The 17471-nt window shown below is 64.5% G+C and carries 19 protein-coding genes and 1 pseudogene; 14 read left to right on the top strand and 6 right to left on the bottom strand.

Translation table 11 applies throughout. The features are described 5' to 3' along the window. Window positions 1-115, top strand: a pseudogene (locus QM685_RS31525) (Crp/Fnr family transcriptional regulator); the annotation flags it as partial. A gap of 199 nt (window positions 116-314) precedes the next feature. Here QM685_RS31525 and QM685_RS31520 read toward each other — a convergent pair. Beyond that, a complete protein-coding gene (locus QM685_RS31520) occupies window positions 315-782 on the bottom strand; it encodes a universal stress protein (protein WP_415122860.1) in 468 nt (155 codons plus the stop codon). Window positions 783-1054: 272 nt separating this feature from the next. On the opposite strand from QM685_RS31520, the gene QM685_RS31515 reads away from it, so the two are divergent. After that, window positions 1055-1744, top strand: a complete 690-nt coding sequence (locus QM685_RS31515; RefSeq protein ID WP_415122858.1) for a FadR/GntR family transcriptional regulator — start codon at window positions 1055-1057, stop codon at window positions 1742-1744. 72 nt (window positions 1745-1816) lie between these two features. Here the strand turns inward: QM685_RS31515 and QM685_RS31510 are convergent, their stop codons facing one another. Then, complete coding sequence (locus tag QM685_RS31510; RefSeq protein ID WP_415122856.1) at window positions 1817-2410, bottom strand: acyl-homoserine-lactone synthase; 594 nt, start codon at window positions 2408-2410, stop codon at window positions 1817-1819. Window positions 2411-2564: 154 nt separating this feature from the next. Between QM685_RS31510 and QM685_RS31505 the strand changes: the two genes are divergently transcribed. Further along, window positions 2565-2882 carry an XRE family transcriptional regulator gene (locus QM685_RS31505; protein ID WP_415122854.1) on the top strand — a complete coding sequence of 106 codons (318 nt, stop codon included), beginning with the start codon at window positions 2565-2567 and terminating at the stop codon, window positions 2880-2882. On the opposite strand, the gene QM685_RS31500 is transcribed toward QM685_RS31505, so the two are convergent. After that, on the bottom strand, window positions 2866-3570 hold the full coding sequence (locus tag QM685_RS31500) for a helix-turn-helix transcriptional regulator (protein WP_415122872.1): 705 nt from the start codon (window positions 3568-3570) through the stop codon (window positions 2866-2868). The genes QM685_RS31505 and QM685_RS31500 overlap by 17 nt on opposite strands. A gap of 564 nt (window positions 3571-4134) precedes the next feature. On the opposite strand from QM685_RS31500, the gene QM685_RS31495 reads away from it, so the two are divergent. The 7 genes from QM685_RS31495 to araD all read left to right on the top strand — a co-directional run bounded on the left by QM685_RS31495 (window position 4135) and on the right by araD (window position 12307). Next, window positions 4135-5133: a dihydrodipicolinate synthase family protein gene (locus tag QM685_RS31495; protein WP_415122852.1), complete on the top strand. Its 999-nt coding sequence runs from the start codon at window positions 4135-4137 to the stop codon at window positions 5131-5133. After that, on the top strand, window positions 5130-6080 hold the full coding sequence (locus tag QM685_RS31490; protein WP_415122850.1) for an SMP-30/gluconolactonase/LRE family protein: 951 nt from the start codon (window positions 5130-5132) through the stop codon (window positions 6078-6080). The genes QM685_RS31495 and QM685_RS31490 overlap by 4 nt, the downstream gene beginning before the upstream one ends. A gap of 278 nt (window positions 6081-6358) precedes the next feature. Further along, window positions 6359-7528: an extracellular solute-binding protein gene (locus QM685_RS31485; protein ID WP_415122848.1), complete on the top strand. Its 1170-nt coding sequence runs from the start codon at window positions 6359-6361 to the stop codon at window positions 7526-7528. A gap of 83 nt (window positions 7529-7611) precedes the next feature. Beyond that, on the top strand, window positions 7612-8691 hold the full coding sequence (locus QM685_RS31480) for an ABC transporter ATP-binding protein (protein ID WP_415122846.1): 1080 nt from the start codon (window positions 7612-7614) through the stop codon (window positions 8689-8691). Next, entirely contained in the window at window positions 8688-9575 is an 888-nt protein-coding gene (locus QM685_RS31475; protein WP_415122844.1) for an ABC transporter permease, read from the top strand. Before QM685_RS31480 ends, QM685_RS31475 begins: the two co-directional genes overlap by 4 nt. Beyond that, the gene (locus QM685_RS31470) at window positions 9575-10516 is read left to right on the top strand and encodes an ABC transporter permease (protein ID WP_415122842.1); all 942 of its coding nucleotides are present in this window, start codon (window positions 9575-9577) and stop codon (window positions 10514-10516) included. The genes QM685_RS31475 and QM685_RS31470 overlap by 1 nt, the downstream gene beginning before the upstream one ends. Window positions 10517-10546: 30 nt before the next feature. Next, the gene (gene araD, locus QM685_RS31465; protein ID WP_415122840.1) at window positions 10547-12307 is read left to right on the top strand and encodes an L-arabinonate dehydratase; all 1761 of its coding nucleotides are present in this window, start codon (window positions 10547-10549) and stop codon (window positions 12305-12307) included. 190 nt (window positions 12308-12497) lie between these two features. Here the strand turns inward: araD and QM685_RS31460 are convergent, their stop codons facing one another. After that, on the bottom strand, window positions 12498-12950 hold the full coding sequence (locus QM685_RS31460) for a DUF3005 domain-containing protein (protein ID WP_415122838.1): 453 nt from the start codon (window positions 12948-12950) through the stop codon (window positions 12498-12500). A gap of 329 nt (window positions 12951-13279) precedes the next feature. Between QM685_RS31460 and QM685_RS31455 the strand changes: the two genes are divergently transcribed. From QM685_RS31455 to QM685_RS31445, 3 genes are all read left to right on the top strand, one after another. Further along, on the top strand, window positions 13280-13513 hold the full coding sequence (locus QM685_RS31455) for a hypothetical protein (protein WP_415122837.1): 234 nt from the start codon (window positions 13280-13282) through the stop codon (window positions 13511-13513). 172 nt (window positions 13514-13685) lie between these two features. Continuing rightward, window positions 13686-14612, top strand: a complete 927-nt coding sequence (epsC, locus tag QM685_RS31450) for a serine O-acetyltransferase EpsC (RefSeq protein ID WP_415122835.1) — start codon at window positions 13686-13688, stop codon at window positions 14610-14612. A 61-nt stretch (window positions 14613-14673) separates the two neighbouring features. Next, window positions 14674-15495, top strand: a complete 822-nt coding sequence (locus QM685_RS31445; RefSeq protein ID WP_415122870.1) for an AraC family ligand binding domain-containing protein — start codon at window positions 14674-14676, stop codon at window positions 15493-15495. 49 nt (window positions 15496-15544) lie between these two features. On the opposite strand, the gene QM685_RS31440 is transcribed toward QM685_RS31445, so the two are convergent. Together QM685_RS31440 and QM685_RS31435 are read right to left on the bottom strand one after the other, a co-directional pair. Continuing rightward, complete coding sequence (locus QM685_RS31440) at window positions 15545-16057, bottom strand: metal-dependent hydrolase (RefSeq protein WP_415122833.1); 513 nt, start codon at window positions 16055-16057, stop codon at window positions 15545-15547. Between the two features lie 157 nt (window positions 16058-16214). Beyond that, window positions 16215-16568, bottom strand: a complete 354-nt coding sequence (locus QM685_RS31435) for a hypothetical protein (protein ID WP_415122831.1) — start codon at window positions 16566-16568, stop codon at window positions 16215-16217. Between the two features lie 350 nt (window positions 16569-16918). On the opposite strand from QM685_RS31435, the gene QM685_RS31430 reads away from it, so the two are divergent. After that, window positions 16919-17458 (top strand): hypothetical protein, encoded by a 540-nt coding sequence (locus QM685_RS31430; protein ID WP_415122829.1) that lies wholly within the window; start codon window positions 16919-16921, stop codon window positions 17456-17458. The last annotated feature ends 13 nt before the right edge of the window (window positions 17459-17471 follow it).

The raw sequence follows: 17471 nt of genomic DNA, 5'->3' as shown, positions 1-17471 counted from the left end.
AGCGCTGTATCGCAGCGGCGACCGTTTCGACAACATTTATGCGGTGCGCTCCGGCGGGTGCCGCGCGCGGGCGGCGCGCTGGCAATACGTTCGGCGGCGCCTGGGGCGCGAATCACGGATCGGGTAATGGTGGAAGGAGTCGACATGGTCTGCGCGCGATTATCGTGGTAGTGATGGATTGTCTGTCCCATCCTTCGCCGAGGCATTTCGTCGACAGGTTCGGTGGGCAACGGCGGTTCAACTTCTGGGCGGTTCAGCTTCGGCCAGGCGGCGCGTGGCGCACTGCCCGGCGGGTGGTGCATGGTGCAAAAAACTCAGACGGGTTCGTTGTCCGCGCCGGCCGCGGACGGAATCAGCAGCACGGGCAGGGTGGCCTGACGCACGCAGCGCTCGGCGACGCTGCCGAGAATCAGCCGCTGGAACCCGCGCCGGCCGTGCGTGCCCATCACCAGCAGATCGGCATTGAACTCGGCCGCGGCCTTCAGCACGATTTCCGACACATCGCCGAGTGACGATGCCTCGGAGACCGCCGGTTCTCCCTTTACGCCCTGCTCGGCCATCGCCTTCGTGAACTCCGCGCGCAGTTCCTGGCCTTCCTCGATCAGCCGGTTGCGCAGGATGGACGGATCGTAGCCGGGCGCCTCGAAATACATCGGCGTGTTTTCGACGACATAGAAGGGCCGCAAAACCGCGCCGCTGGATTTGGCGAGATCGAGCGCCGCTTCGAACGCACGGCGCGAGGTGTTGCTGCCGTCGACCGCTACAAGAATGCGTGTGTACATATCGACTCCGCGTCTGAAAATGCGTCTGCCGCGATTATTGCCGCGGCAGGGTTTATTGATCTTTTATACCAGCGAAGCTTAGATGATCGCCAGAAAAGATGCATCCGACCAGGATGTAAATCAAACATTTGCCAAATTTTCCGGATCGGAGCGCAGCCGCGGGAAGGCGTCGCGGCGGCCTCGGGCGAAATCCGGCTTGCATAAGTTTGCCGAGGCGACAGAGGGTTGGCCTTACAATCTGGCGATATTCAGACAAGCTGCCTAGTCCGCCGATGAGCGACCGCAAAATCAAGGGCTTACCCGACCAGATCTACGGCGACATCCTCAACCGCATTCTCGAAGGCGAATACAAGGAAGGCGAGCGTTTGCCGACCGAGCATGCGCTGGCCGAGCGTTTCGCGACGTCGCGGCCGACGGTGCGCGAAGCGCTGGCGCGGCTGCGGGCGGACGGCATCATCAGCACGCGGCACGGCTCGGGCACGACCGTGGCCCGGCGGCCCGATCCGGACGTGCGCCGGTTCGCGCCGCTCGAAACGCTGTCCGATATCCGCCGCTGCTACGAATTCCGCATCGTGACCGAGGCGGGCGCGGCCGCCCATGCCGCGCTCAAGGCCGATGCCGACGATATCGCCGCGATTCAGCGCGCGTGGGACGAACTCGAGCGGATCATCGAGGCGCAGGGGATCGGCGCGAAGGACGACTTCATGTTCCATCTGGCGGTTGCGCGGGCGTCGAAGAACCCGTTTTTCATCACCGTGATGTCGTTCATCGAGGAACAGATCCTGTTCAGCATGAATCTGTCGCGCAATCTGTCGCTGGTGAAGACGGTCGAGCGGCAACGGCTCGTGCAGGCCGAACACATGGCGGTGCTCGACGCGATCCGCCGCAAGGACGCGGCGGCCGCGGGCGCGGCGATGCGCGCGCATCTCGAGAATGCGCTCGAACGGATGTTCGGCTCCTGAATCTCGCGCCCGTGGTTCGGCCGGCCCGCCGCTCGGATCGATCGAGCCACGGTCGGGCGGCGAGCGCGGTAATCAGGCTGCCGCGGCGACCGGTCCAAACAGCGCGGTGAGGGTCTTCTCGCTCACCGCCACATCGAGCGCCACCGCCCGTTCGACCCCAATCCGCAGCGGCTCGCCGAGCCGGCTGATGTCGAGGCCGGCTCGCCGCAGCATCCGTTCGATCGGCGTGGTCGTCACGGTTACGTAGTGCGTGATGCCCATGCGCTGCGCGAAGCGCATGACTTGCTGGATCGCCTGGATCGTCATGTCCGTGAAACCGAACGACTGTTCCTCGCCGCCGGTTTCGATCGCCCACCGGCTGAGTTCCCAGATGTGCCGCCCGACCGGCGCGGCCGCGCCGTGCAGCAGTTGCGGGAAGGTGTCCTTCAGCATATTGGGGCCTTCGGTCGGCATCAGCCGCCAACAGCCGCGCAACCGCTGGCTCTCATCCTGAATCAGCATGTAATGCGGCCCGAGCGCGTCGTAGCCGTCTATTTCCATTCCCGCGATGGTCGGGATCTCCCAGCCGAGCCGGCCGTGAAACACCCGGGCCCGCAGGCGGTACATCTCGTTGATGAGTTCGTTGTCGAATTCCTGCCGCATTCCAATACGAATCGTTGTTTGCATGACGTTCTCCTGAACGTGTTTGGGGTGGCCAATACGCAGAAAAACTTATGCATTTTGAATCTATTCGCCACCTACCTACCTGGATAGGTGTGAATGCTTATCGGGTAAAGCAGAATTCAAGCACGTATCCGCCAATAACCTACAAGGCTCAAAAATGGAACTTCTCGAGAATCACTGGCAACCGCAAACCCATCTCCAGTCGCGTCCGGCGGAGGTTTCCACGGCAGTCGACCGCGTTCTGATCATTGCCTATCGCAAGAAGAAAAAAGAGAGCCAGCGCCGTTTCTGGGCGCGCTTCGGCGTCACGCAATCGCGCGGCAGCCGCTTCGAATCGGGCGCGGAGATTCCGGCGCCGGTGTCGATCCTGCTGGGCCTGTATTTCACGAAGACCGTTTCCGACGCCGACCTGGGCCGCGCCGAACGCGTCATGCACAGCCGCGACGCCGCCGCGCTGCTCAACCCGGGTCAATAAGCCCCAACTGAGCCGCAATCACGGCTGCCGCACGCCGCGAATTCACGCCGAATTTCGTCCTGATGTTCTTCATATGGAAGTTCACGACGGCTTCCGAACAGTTCAGGATATGGGAGATCTCCCACGTGGATTTGCCGCGTGCGGTCCATTTCAGACATTCGCGTTCGCGCGGCGTGAGCTTCGGCAATAACGTCTGGGCATGCGTGTTCAGATGCCGCTGACTGGTGTCTATCACGAGATCCCGCAATAGCACCAGGTTGGGCAACGCGGCGTTGACATGACGCCGGAAGCCGTCGGACAGATTGCTCTCGTTGACGAAGCACATCATGCCAGCTTCCTGATTCGGCCCATGAATCGGCAGCGATACGCCGGAGCGCAGGCCGTACGAGCGGGCTTCCTCGAAAAGCGATCGCTGCGCCTTGGTCGCGAAAATATCCGGTGTCCAGATGAGCGGCGCGGAGCGCGACAGACAATGCACGACCGTCGGGTCGATATGAACCATGCCCGCCTCGTCATACATCTGCCGCCATGCCGGCGCATAGGTGCTGCGCAGGTAGGCATCCTCCAGACGCATGGTGGGGCGCGGCAGCATCGCGATCAGAATCCTGTCGAAGCCCCACGTCTCGGCAAGGCCCGCGATCGCGCCGAACCATTCCGCCTCGTCGGCGGCGTCCAGTAGCGGTGCCAGTTGCTCGATAAAATGTAGCGACAATTTTGACTCTCTCAGGCTCGCAAACATCTCATTTGCGGTTAATCGCGGGTCGGCGCTCCATCCGTCTATTTTATTCGCATAATCTATCACCAAAAAACGGTTCCGCAATGCCGCAAATCCCTGCTGAGTCGGGAGAAACGGCAAGCTTTCGGGCAATGAACAATTGGCATTCATTTTTTAGCCTATTCAGGATTCGCGGGTTATTGAAAGAGCTAATTGTCACCAAATAACGCACTTTAATTCGCATTATTGACGGCATTATTGCCACTCGCCTTTATTAAATCGCCACTATTCGATTATTCGGGAAACGGATTAATGTTTGCCCAGCCCCCTCTATCCTGAAAAGCGGCCGCGGCGATCGCGTCATGCGTCGTCTTCATGCTCTATTGTCATACAAAATTGAGATAAACCTGTCTCAACTCTGCATGCTGTCGCGCCAGGTACGTGTGCGAGGCCGGCCGGAGCCCACGTTGTTTGACGACATTGCGGCGCCGATGCTACCGTGAAAGGCCCGCCTCGCGCGCTTGCGCGTGAATCATCATGAACGAATCCCCGCTCCGCGACGATGAATTTGCCGCGTCGGTCATGGCCGTGCCGCCGCTCGCGCGTCGCGCCGATTACGCACTCGACGCCGGGCAGAATCGCGCGCTGATCCGCCATATCGAGGCCGGCGGCTTGCGCACGCTGCTATACGGCGGCAACGCGAACCTTTATCACGTCGCGCCGAGCGAATACCGGGAACTGCTGGATCTCCTCGCCGACGCCGCCGGTCCCGCGACGCGTGTGATTCCGGCCATCGGCCCCGACTACGGAAAAATGCTCGATCAGGCGCGCATCCTCGCGCAAACGCATTACCGGACCGCGATGGTGCTGCCGTTCGGCGGCTTCACGACGTCCGAGGGCGTCGAGGCGGGGCTCGCGCGGATCGCCGACACGGCCGGCATGCCGCTTACGCTGTATGTGAAGAGCGAAAACTACGTGGATGTCGACGCGCTCGCGCGGCTCATCGAGCGCGGCACGCTGAGCGCGGTCAAATACGCGATCGTGCGCGACGATCCCGCGCACGATCCGTATCTGCGCCGGCTGCTGGACAGCGTGCCGGTCGCGAAGGTCGTGTCGGGCATGGGCGAGCGGCCGGCGCTCGTGCATCTGCGCGAGTTCGGCCTTGCCGCGTGGACGAGCGGTTCAGGCTGCATCGCGCCGCGCATGGCGATGGCGTTGCTGCGCGCGATCCAAAGCGGTCAGAACGGCCAAAGCGGCCGAAGCAGCCAACGCAACACCGACGACATCGTCCAACGTCTGTACGACGCATTCATGCCGCTCGAAACGCTGCGCGACCAGATCTCGCTGATTCGCGTGCTGCACGACGCCGTGACGTTCTCGGACATCGCCGACATGGGCCCACTGTTGCCGCTGCTCAGTTCGACGCCGTCCGGCCATCATGCGAAGATCGCGCAGGCCGCGCGAACGCTGCTCGCGCTCGAGCGCGAATTCGCGCAGACCCACCCGAACCTCTCCGACACCCAGGCAACCGCATGACCGACAACAGCCGACGCTATCCCGATCCTTCCGTCCGCGTGTTCGACCCGCGCTTCAAATCGCTGATTCTCGCGTCGGCGTCCGTCGAGTGTCTGTATCAGGGCACGCGCTGGTCGGAGGGGCCCGTGTGGTTCGGCGACGGACGCTATCTGCTGTGGAGCGACATTCCGAACGACCGCATCCTGCGTTGGGATGAAACGACCGGCACGGTCAGCACGTTCCGCCAATCGTCGAACAATGCGAACGGCCATACGCGCGATCGCGAAGGGCGCCTCGTCAGTTGCGAGCATCTGACGCGCCGCGTCACGCGCACCGAGTACGACGGCTCGATCACCGTGCTCGCCGATCGTTATCAGGGCAAGCGTTTCAATTCGCCGAACGACGTGGTCGTCAAATCGGACGGCTCGATCTGGTTCACCGATCCGACCTTCGGCATCGACAGCTTCTACGAGGGCGAGCACCAGGAGTCCGAACTGAACGCGTGCGTGTATCGGATCGACGGCCAGTCCGGCGAAGTGACGGTCGTTGCCGGCGATGTGCTCGGCCCCAACGGCCTCGCGTTTTCGCCGGACGAGTCCCTGCTTTACGTCGTCGAATCGCGTGGCGAGCCGCGCAAGATCCGCGTGTTCGACGTCGACATCGACGGTCAAGGCAAGGGCGCGATGCTGTCGAACAATCGTGTGCTGATCGATGCGGGCCCCGGTACGCCGGACGGTTTTCGCGTCGATGTACACGGCAATCTGTGGTGCGGCTGGGGGATGGGCATCGACGAACTCGACGGCGTGCGCGTCTTCACCGCGCAAGGCGAGCCGCTCGGCCATATCGCGTTGCCGGAGCGTTGCGCGAACCTGTGCTTCGGCGGACGGCATCGCAACCGCCTGTTCATGGCGGCGAGCCACGGGCTGTATTCGTTGTACGTGAACACGCAGGGTGTGCGCGGCGGCTGATCGGCAGGCACCGGAACACACGGCACATCCAGTCGTCCGCTTGCCTGACAACGTTTGTTGCAGCTTTATCGCCTGCTCGGGTTTGCCCCTGGATGCGGTGCGCAAACCATTGAACGACAAGGATTTCGCGTAAAAACAGCCACTTTCGCGCGCCGCGCGCCGTCGCGACTATTTGCTTGACATCGGCTGTTGCGCTTCGCTATGTTCCCTTGGTAGAAAGACACCGCCCGCAACGCATCTGACCGGCGGGCTTCCATACCAAGAAGCGAGGAGACGCAATGACTGTTTCGCACAGGTTGTCGCTCAAGCTGGTATCCGTATGTATCGCGGCGAGCGCCGCCTTCACCCCCGCTGCGCGCGCGGCCGATCCGGTCACGATCAATATCGTCGACGTGGCCGGCGATCTCCAGCTCACGCAAAAAGGCTTCGAGGCGTTCAAGGCGAAATATCCGAACCTCGTCGCGAACATCACGTTTACGAATGCGCCCGCGCCGCAACTGCCCGGCAAGATCAAGGCGATGCAGGCCGCGGGCCGCTCCGATATCGACCTCGTGCTGACCGGCACCGACGCGCTCGCGGCCGGCATCGAACAGAACCTGTGGATCAGGCTGCTGCCCGACAACGCGGCGCAGTTCCCCGGCGTGCTCGACAAATACGCGCCGGGTCCGCGCAAGATGCAGGACCTCGCGCAGGGCTACGGGCTCGAGGTCGCGTATATGCCGGCCGGTCCGCTGCTCGAATACAACCCGGCCAAGGTCGGCGATCCGCCGAAAACGCCCGAGCAATTGCTGCAATGGTGCAAGGCGCATCCCGACAAGCTGATCTACGCGCGGCCGGCGAACTCCGGTCCGGGCCGCACGTTTCTGATGGGTCTGCCTTACGTGCTCGGCGACAAGGACCCGCAGGATCCGGTGCATGGCTGGGACAAGACGTGGGCATTCCTCAAGCAGCTCAACGACTGCATTCCGTACTATCCGGGCGGCACCGCGGCGGTGATGAAGGAACTGGGCGAAGGCACGCGCGACATGACCGTCACCGTGACGGGCTGGGACATCAATCCGCGCGCGCTCGGCATCGTGCCGGCCGAATTCCGCGTGCAGCCGTTCGACAACATGACGTGGGTCAACGACGCGCACTACATGGTGATCCCGAAGGGCGTGCCGAAGGAAAAGCTCGACGTGCTCTACAAGATGATGAACTTCATGCTGGAGCCCGCGCAGCAGGCGATGACCTACGACGACGGTTATTTCTATCCGGGCCCGGCGATCAAGGGCGTCACGCTCGAGCAGGCGCCTGCGCATAGCCAGGAGGTGCTGCGCAAGTACGGCCGTCCGGAATACGCGAAGATGCTGACCGACCATCCGCATGCGTTGCCGCTCAATGCGGCTGCGATGGTCGCGGCTTTCAAGAAATGGGATAGCGACGTCGGCGCGCAGAAGACCCGCTAGACCTTGCCATTGCGAAGCGGGACGGAGCGCGGAGCACAACGCGGCGTGACGCACCGTCGTGCCACGCGGATCAGGAAACCGCCATGAAGCATCACTTTGAGCAGTTGCGGCTCGATTCGGTGAGCCGCAGTTTCACGACCGCGCAAGGCGCCGCGATCGCGGCGCTGCAAGGACTCGACCTGACGATCCGGCGCGGCGAGTTCATCGCGTTGCTCGGGCCGTCGGGCTGCGGCAAATCGACTGCGCTGAATTGCATCGCCGGCCTGCAGCCGTTGAGCGGCGGCGGCATCTGGCTCGACGACCGGCGCATCGACGTGCTGCCGCCGGAAAAGCGCGGCTTCGGCATGGTGTTCCAGAACTACGCGCTGTTTCCGCATATGAGCGTGCTCGACAACGTCGGCTTCGGGCTGAAGATGCGCGGCGTGGGAAGACGCGAAATCGCGCGCCGCGCGCGCGAAGCGCTGCAACTCGTGCAACTGGTCGGCCATGAGCACAAGCTGCCCGGTCAGTTGTCCGGCGGTCAGCAGCAGCGTGTCGCGATTGCGCGCGCCATCGTGATCGAGCCGCCGCTGATTCTGATGGACGAGCCGCTGTCGAATCTCGACACCAAACTGCGCATCGAAATGCGCGCGGAGATTCGCCGCATTCATACGCGGCTCGAACGCGCGACGCTCTACGTGACGCACGATCAGGACGAAGCGCTATCGATGGCGGACCGCATCGTCGTGATGAAGGAGGGCGTCGTGCAGCAGGTCGCGACGCCGAAAGAGGTCTACACGCGGCCGCGCAATCTGCATGTCGCGCGTTTCATGGGCTATCGCAACGTCGCCGGGTTCACGCTCGACGGCACGCAGGGCGACGGCGTCGCCGTCAGCGCGAACGGCGTGCGGCTGGTCGGCACGCCGATGGCGGACTTCGACGGCAAGCGCGTGAGCGTCGCGCTGCGCCCCGAAGACATGGAGCGTGCCGCGCCCGGCGCGGACAACGCGTTCGACGCGCTGATCGACGCGGTCGAATACGGCGGCCACGATTCGCTGCTGCGCGTGAAGACCGCGTTCGGCGACGTCTGGGCGCGCGTGAGCGGCGAATTCGCGCAAGGCGAGCGCATCAGCCTGCGCGTGCGGCCGTCGTGCGTGCTCGTCTACGGCGCCGCGGCCGCATGAACACGCCGACGCTGTCGCCACCCCGGGCGCCACGCGCGCCGCGCGATGCGAAGGCTTGGCTCGTCACGCCCGCGCTGCTCTTCATCGTCGCGCTCTTCATCTATCCGTTCGCGTATGGTCTCGCGCTGTCGTTCCAGCCGATGAACGGCGGCGGCGCGTGGGCCAACTATCTGACGTTCTTCACCGACACGTCGATGTGGCCGACGATCCTCGTCACGCTGAAGCTCGCGGTGCCGGCCACGCTGATCAACGTCGGCGTGTCGGTGCCGGTCGCGTTCGCGCTGCGCCGCTACTCGCGCTATCAGAAGATCGTCACGACGCTGCTCGTGATTCCGGTGACGCTCGGCACGGTGCTGATCGCCGACGGCATGCTCACGTATTTCGGCCCGCACGGCTGGCTGCCGCAGGCGTTGCACGCGCTGCATCTGTACACACGGGAAGTGCGCCTCACGCACAACTTCACGGGCGTGCTGCTGTCGCTGATCGTATCGGGCTTTCCGTTTGCGTTTCTGCTGACGCTGTCGTACGTGACCGGCATCGACCCGACGCTCGCAAGCGCGGCGGCCACGCTCGGCGCGAGTCCGTGGCAGCAGTTTCGCCGCATCTATCTGCCGCTGCTGGTGCCGGGGCTGACGATGGCCGCGTGTCTGTCGTTCGTGCAGGCGTTTTCGGTGTTTCCGTCGGCGGTGCTGCTCGGCGCGCCGGCGGGTCCGACGCGCGTGATGTCGATTGCCGCCGCCGAAGCCGCGTTCGAAAGCTACGACTATTCGCTCGCGTCGGCGATCGCGATGGTGATGGGCTTCGTGCAACTGATCGTGGTCGCCGCGCTGCTCGGCGCGCGCCGCTGGTTCTATCGCGGGCCCGCAACCGGAGGCAAAGGCTGATGCCGACCGATCGTCAACCGGCGCGGTCCGACTGGCCCACGTCCGCATCCGCATCCGCCTCGCGGCAACCGGGCGACGGCGCGCGCGAGCCCGCGAAGCATGCGCGTCAGCGCGCGAACGTCGCCGGCCGCGTCTGGCAGGCGCTGGTGTGGGCCGTGATGGCGTTTTTTCTGATCAATGTCCTGTTGCTGATCGCGACCGTCGCGGTCAATTCGATCGCGACGCGCTGGTTCGGCACCGCGTTGCCGCAGGGCTTCACGCTGCACTGGTATGCGCAGGCATGGAGCGACTTCCAGCTCGCGAGCGTGCTGTGGGTGACCGTGCAGGTGGTCGGCGCGGTGGTGCTGCTGTCGGTGCTGCTCGGCGTGCCGGCCGCGTATGCGCTCGCGCGCGTGCAGTTTCCCGGCAAGCGCCTCGCGATGCTGATCTTCCTGCTGCCGTTGATGGTGCCGCCTGTCACCTACGGCATTCCGATGGCCACCGTGATGTACAAGGTCGGCCTCGCCGGCACGCTATGGGGCGTGATTCTCGCGAACCTCGTGCCGGCGCTGCCGTTCGTGATTCTCGTGATGACGCCGTTCATCGAGCAGATCGATCCGAATCTCGAGGCGGCCGCGCGCATTTTCGGCGCCAACACGTTGCGCTATTTCCGCTACGTGCTGCTGCCGCTGCTCGTGCCCGGCATGCTCGCCGCCGGACTGCTGGTACTGGTGCGCACGATCGGCATGTTCGAGCTGACGTTTTTTACGGCGGGTCCCGCGACGCAAACGCTGGTGGTCGCGTTGTACTACGCTGTATTCTCAACCGGCGTGCGCGCTCCGCAGTCGATCGACGCGATGGCGATGATCTATATGGCGATCACGCTGGTCTGGGTGCTGATCGCGCTGCAATTCGTGAGCCCGACGCAGATCGTCTCGCGCGTGAAGGAAGAGCGGCGCTGACCCGCGTGCGGCCACATCCTGGAGCAGACGTTGACCAACAGAAAGACCCCCGAGGAGTTGCGCAGCCATCGCTGGTACGGCGTGAACGATCTGCGTTCGTTCGGACATCGTTCGCGCGCCGCGCAGATGGGCTATGACCGCGACGAATACGCAGGCAAGCCGGTCATCGCGATTCTCAATACGTGGAGCGAGATCAACCCGTGCCACACGCATTTCAGGCAGCGCGTCGAGGAAGTGAAGCGGGGGATCTGGCAGGCCGGCGGCTTTCCGATCGAACTGCCGGTGCAAACGCTCTCCGAGCCGTTCCAGAAGCCCACCACGATGCTGTACCGCAACTTCCTCGCGATGGAAGCGGAGGAAACGCTGCGCTCCTATCCCGCCGACGGCGTCGTGCTGATGGGCGGCTGCGACAAGACCACGCCCGCGCTGCTGATGGGCGCGATCTCGATGGATCTGCCGGCGATCTTCCTGCCCGCCGGCCCGATGCTGCGCGGCAACTGGAACGGCGTGACGCTCGGCTCCGGCTCGGACTCGTGGAAGTACTGGGCCGAACTGCGCGCGGGCACGATCACGCAGGACGACTGGAGCGGCGTCGAAGGCGGCATCGCGCGCTCGCCCGGGCACTGCATGACGATGGGCACCGCGTCGACGATGACGAGCGCGGCCGAAGCGCTCGGCTTCACGCTGCCCGGCTTCGCGTCGATTCCGGCGCCGGATTCGCGTCATGCACGGTTGGCCGCGAAGACCGGCAGGCGCATCGTCGAGATGGTGTGGGAGGATCTGAAGCCATCGGACCTGCTGACGCCCGCGGCGGTCGATAACGCGGTGACCACCTGCGTCGCGCTATCCGGTTCGACCAATGCGATCGTACATATGATCGCGGTGGCGCGGCGCGCCGGCATCGGGTTGACGCTCGATCGCTTCGACGAGATCGCGCGCCGCACGCCGGTGCTCGCGAACATCCGACCGACCGGCGCCTATCTGATGGAGGATTTTTTCTACGCGGGCGGCCTGCGCGCGCTGCTCGCGGAACTCGGCGAGCTGATCGATCGCTCGCAGAAGACGGTGAATGGCCGCACGCTCGGCGAGAACCTCGAAGGCGCGCGGATCTTCAACGACGAGGTGATCCGCCGCCGCGACAGGCCGCTGCTGCGGGACAGCAGTCTCGCGGTGCTGCGCGGCAATCTCGCGCCCGCTGGCGCCGTGATCAAACCCGGCGCGGCCGAGCCACGGCTGCTCGTGCATACCGGCCGCGCGGTCGTGTTCAGCGATTACAACGACATGGCCGCGCGTATCGACGACGATGCGCTCGATATCGACGAGACCTGCGTGCTCGTGCTGCAACATGCGGGACCGGTCGGCGCCGGGATGCCCGAGTGGGGCCAACTGCCGATTCCGCGCAAGCTGCTGCAACAGGGCGTGCGCGATATGGTGCGCATCTCGGATGCGCGGATGAGCGGCACGAGCTATGGCGCCTGCGTGCTGCACGTCGCACCGGAGTCGTTCATCGGCGGCCCGCTCGCGCTGGTGCGAACCGGCGATCTGATCGAACTCGATGTGCCGCGCCGCAGGCTGAACCTGCTTGTATCGGACGACGAATTCGCGCGCCGCAAGGCCGCGTGGGTCAAGCCGGCGCCGCGTTTCGAGCGCGGTTATGGCGCGCTGCATCAGGTCCATGTGATGCAGGCCGACCAGGGCTGCGATTTCGATTTTCTGCAACGCGGCGGCGCGCGGGCGCAAGCGGATGGCGCCACGCATGACGGCAACGCCGGCGAGCCGGAGATTCATTGAGGCTGGTGGGTCGGCCGACATGCACGTTGCCGCAATTTTTTTATGCGCGGCTCCACTGAACGAACAGAAGATAAATAAAGCAAAGCACGCACCAGAATTGAAACGGTGCGTGCGGCGTTATTAGCTGATTAATAGGAATAAACGCGTTAATTCAAACACCAGCCTCAATGCGGCGGATCCGCGGGCATGCTTATTTCAGCCGATGTAATTCAATCACGCGCGTGGGCCGTAAATGATTGAGCGCGTAATGAATTCGGCCGCGCTCCTGGCGATGTCCGACCGGACGCGGGTCGTCGTACTGAAGGTCGGCCGAATAGCGGCCTTGCGGCTCGGCCATGCCCTTGTCGATCACCGTATAGCCGGGCGCGAGCGCGAGCAGCAGATGATTGCCGCCGACCCGGCTGTCGAAACCGGCCATGCCGTCGCGCGACTCGGGCACGCTGTTGGTCAGCGTCGCGTTGCTGGTGACGATCTCGTCGGGCGAGATCGGGCTGTGACCCGCGATGCGCGCGGCTTCGTGGTTCTTGCCGTCGGTGTCGACGGTGCTGTCGTGCGTGCGGTCGTTGTGCAGATCCGTCGTTGGCGGGTCCTTCGGGGCCGGTTTCGTGCCGGTGTTTTCTGGTTTGCTGATCGCGCTGTTCATCGTGCATTCTCCTGAAGAGGACATGGTTGAAGTCAGCAAAAGCCGTTCCGAGTCGCACTGCGCCTGTGCTCGGGATTCGCCCATCGCACGCAACCTGCTCTGCCGAGACCGGCGTTTGCGCTCGCGCTTGATTGGCGATTGCGTCCGCGATTCTTTTCGTTTTTTTTAATGGACGCGCATTTTCTACAGAGTATGATCTTACTCCGGCGAGCGATGCGCGGTTAAATTGACGGCATGCTCCGACTGTTCCATCATGGTCGGAAATAACGAACAGGCACACTGACCGCGCGACCGAAAACATGTTACGGGGCTGTCAGGGGCGGTGACACATGCACTTCGATGCTGCATTCACACATCGTGGCTATCTGTTGAATTGTGAACCGGCACGCGCGGGCGACGGCTCGTGGCAACCGTATGTGGTGATCTCGCGCTCGAGCGACGGCGAACTGGTCGCCAACCGTTTCTTTCCCACCGACTTGCGCTTTTCCGACGAGGCCGCCGCGATCGCGCATGCGCGCGACTGGGCCGTGCGCTGGATCGACGCGAGCAGCCTGACCATCTGAAAATTTGACGAACCGGATGCACGGCCTGGGCCACGCGCGCGCCGCGTCGCCATGTGCCGGCCCATGCCGGCAACCCAGGCCGAGCGCGCCACGCCGCGCGGGCCATGTTAAAACGCGGTAATCTCTTCGCGTAGCCACTTCGAACCGTGCTTGCCGCACGGCGCCGTTCCCTATGCCTAACGTGCCTACCCAGAACTGGGGTCTCGAACAGATCGTCGCGGACCTGCGCGCGTCGCGCGAACAATTGCATCGCACGCGGCATCCGCTCGGCATTCGCGAATTGCCGTCGCGCGAAGCGGTGGTCAACATCGTGACCGGCCTGCGCGCGGCGCTCTTTCCCACGCATTACGGCGCGCCCGATCTGACCGACGAAACCGTCGACTACTACGTCGGCCATACCCTCGAAAGCACGTTGCGTCTGCTCGCTGAACAGATTCGCCGCGCGCTGCGCTTTCTGCCCGAGTTCGGCGCGACGCCGGACGCGGAGTTGCAGGAGCGCGCGTTCGCGGTGGCGCGCGAGTTCGCGACGCAACTGCCGGGCATTCGCGCGCTGCTCGTCAGCGACATTCAGGCGGCTTTCACCGGCGACCCCGCCGCGCAGCACATCACCGAAATCCTGCTCTGCTATCCGGGCGTGTGGGCGATGACGCATCACCGGCTCGCGCATGCGCTGCATCGCCTCGGCGTGCCGCTGCTCGCGCGCTTCATCAACGAGATCGCGCACTCGGCGACCGGCATCGACATTCACCCCGGCGCGACGATCGGGTCGAGTTTCTTTATCGACCACGGCACGGGCGTCGTGATCGGCGAGACGGCGATCATCGGCGAGCGCGTGCGCGTGTATCAGGCGGTGACGCTCGGCGCGAAGAGCTTTGCGGCCGATGAAGACGGCACGCTGATCAAGGGCAACGCGCGGCATCCGATCGTCGAGGACGACGTCGTGATTTACGCGGGCGCGACGATCCTCGGACGCGTGACGATCGGGCGCGGCTCGGTGATCGGCGGCAACGTGTGGCTCACGCATAGCGTGCCGCCGGGCAGCAGCGTGTCGCAAGGCAAGGTCCGCGAAGGCGAGCGCGCCGTCGAGGGGCCGAAGTGAGGCGCCGCTTCATGCGCCCGCGCGGGTGCGCCGCGGCGTACCTGTTTGCGTGAGCGACGAAATGTGCCGCGGCCGCGTCCAGATGCGTCGTTGCGCGATTGCCGGCGTCGAAGCGACGGTGGCCGACACCGCGCATTCGTTTCCGCGTCATTCGCACGATCGCTTCGGCGTCGGCGTGATCGTGAGCGGCGGGCATCGGTCGGCGAGCGGGCGCGGCCTCGTCGAGGCACGCGCAAACGATGCGATCATGGTCAACCCCGGCGAAGTTCACGACGGCAGTCCGCTCGACGAACGCGGGCGCGCATGGCGAATGCTTTACTTCGAGCCGTCGATACTGACATGCGCCGGTGCCGAACTGAACGACACGGCGGCGCGCGAGATCGAACTCACGCAGCCGGTCGCGCACGATCCGCTGCTCACGCGTTTGTTCGAGCGACTGTTTGCGGTGTCGGTGCTGGCGCGCTCCGTGCAGGATGAACTGATAAGGGAAGAGGCGCTGCTCGATCTGCTCGCGCACCTCGTGCGGGCTCATGCGACGAGGTCCGCGCGTGTGCGTGCAACTATGGCGAGCGGACCGGTTGCGCGGGCAAGAGCGCGCATCGACGACGATCCCGCCGCCGCGCTGACACTCGCCGATCTCGCCGCCGATGCCGGCATGAGCCGCTTCCGGTTGCTGCGCGCGTTCGCGCAGCAGACGGGTTTGCCGCCGCACGCATACCGGATGCAGCGGCGCGTGTCGCTGGCGAGGCAATCGATCGCGAACGGCGCGATGCTCGCCGATGCCGCCGCGGCGGCGGGCTTTGCCGATCAGAGTCATATGACGCGAGCGTTCGTGCGTCTGCTCGGCGTGACGCCGGCCAACTATGCGGCGGCGATGCGCTGAGGGATGCCGGCGCCGAGCGTCTTGGCCGGGCGCCCTTGGGCCTGTGCCTTCACCCTACCCGCAAATGCCGCAACCACGGCAATCCATACGCGCCATGCAGCCCTACATGCGCGCTGATAAACCATGCGGCCGCCCATGACGCCGCGACGATGATCAGATCGCAGCGCCCGCTGTTCCACAGATTCAACGAATGCCGCCCGGCGATCCACGGTACGCCGAGAGGATTCGGCCAGTCGGCGAGCAGATGCATGAGGCCGCCGCACGCGAAGCCGAACGCCGGTGCCGCATAGACCGAATGCCCGAGCGCGTGGTACGACACGGCGAGCAGCGCAAGCCAGCCGATGCCCCAATGCGTCAGCGTGCGATGCGTGATCCACAGCCGCCGCGCACGCGACCACCATGCGACTTCGAGCCAGTCCGGCGCGGTGCCGCCGGCCACGCCGGCGATAAAACTCAGCAGCACGCCCGGATGAAGCGGACCACCGCCGATATGCGCGACGATTGCCGCCGCGATGACGCCGGCGGCGAAACCGGTCGCATGATGCGCCTTGCTGGATGCCATCGAAGCTCGCGGCTCGCGCGCAGCCGAAAAACAAAGGGTGGTTATGTTCGCAGATGAGCGGATAAAAAAATAGCCGGGGCGCGAGATAAAAAATCGCGCCTCGACCTGGTGTTCACGATGCCGGGTTCGTCGGCGCGCGCGATGTGATCCGAGGATCTCAGGACGCGCAGCGCGCGATATCGAAGCGCATTTCCGATTCAGGCGGATCGTCGGGCGCGTTGGCCGGACGCATGACCTTGATGACCGTATTGTCGTTGAGCGGCGTCAGCGTGACGAAATACGAGTTGTTCGAATCGGCGCCGACCGCAAGCTCGGTCGCGTTGCCCGCATGCGACGTGCGCACGCGCGGCAGACGGTCCCGGAGGCAGGCGGCGATGGAGGCGGCCGGGCGTGACGACGACACGTACACCATCGGTACGGACGCATCGTGCGCGGGACCGCCCGAGGAACCGCAGGCGGCGAGGGTAGCAGTGATGGCGGCAACGGGGGCAAGCAGGAGAAGTCTTTTCATGAGATCCGATCGTCGGCGTTCCCGGTCGTGCATGGGAAGGTGAGGCGCGGGCGAAGCGCGATGCGCTGGTGTGCAGCGCGATGCTTCGCGACGAAGCCGCCGGGCATCCGTCGCGACATCGCGGCGGGTGAGGCGGCCGGGGCAGTATAACGCCGGCTTGCTGCCCGTTGCCGTGGCCGTCCTGTTTGTTCGAGTCGATGAGGCCTGCGTCGAGCGGGCCGTACAACGTGACGCCGTGCCGCTCCCCGGCGCGGCTTGTCCATTCGTCAGAGTGAGTACGGCACCGCGCGCCGGGCAGGTAAAATCGCGGGTTCAAAGTATTTTCGCCTCGCGAAGTGAGTGAACCTGTGATGAACGACACGCCTTTTTTCTCGTCCGACGGGACGGATGCCGATTTGCCGCCGGAAGATTCGTCCGCGCCGGAAGAAAGCGTGCACGAAGAGCGTTTGTGGCGCGATAACGGCTGGACCGCGCGCATCATCAAGAATGAGGACGACGAAGGCTGGGCCGTCGAAATGATCAAGGACGGCGAGGCGGAACCCGCGCTCGTCGGACCGTGGACGATGGGCCGCAACAAGAAAGACCCGAAGCCGCTCGACGTATCGGCGTTCAACACGCTGGTGAAAACGGCCTCGGAAGTGCTGCGCCGCCATGAGCAGCAGCTACGCGCGCAACTGCATAAGGCGGTGCGGGTGCCGGGAGCGGACGGCAGCGACGAACTCGAAATTACGCTCGATATCGTTCCCGACGAGGACGAGCCGTACGCGTTGCTGACCGCGCTCGATACTTTCGGCGAACAGCTCGCGCAGGTGCAGGTCGCGCCGACGTTCAAGCTCAGCAAGGCAAGCGCCGCGGCGTGGGTGGAAAACGAATTTCGCCGGCCGGCGTAAGGAAAGTAATAGC

Source organism: Paraburkholderia sp. (genome assembly GCF_047605525.1).
Lineage (GTDB): Bacteria > Pseudomonadota > Gammaproteobacteria > Burkholderiales > Burkholderiaceae > Paraburkholderia.
Note: the sequence above shows the minus strand (reverse complement) of the source record. Positions and strands in the feature narration are given on the sequence as shown.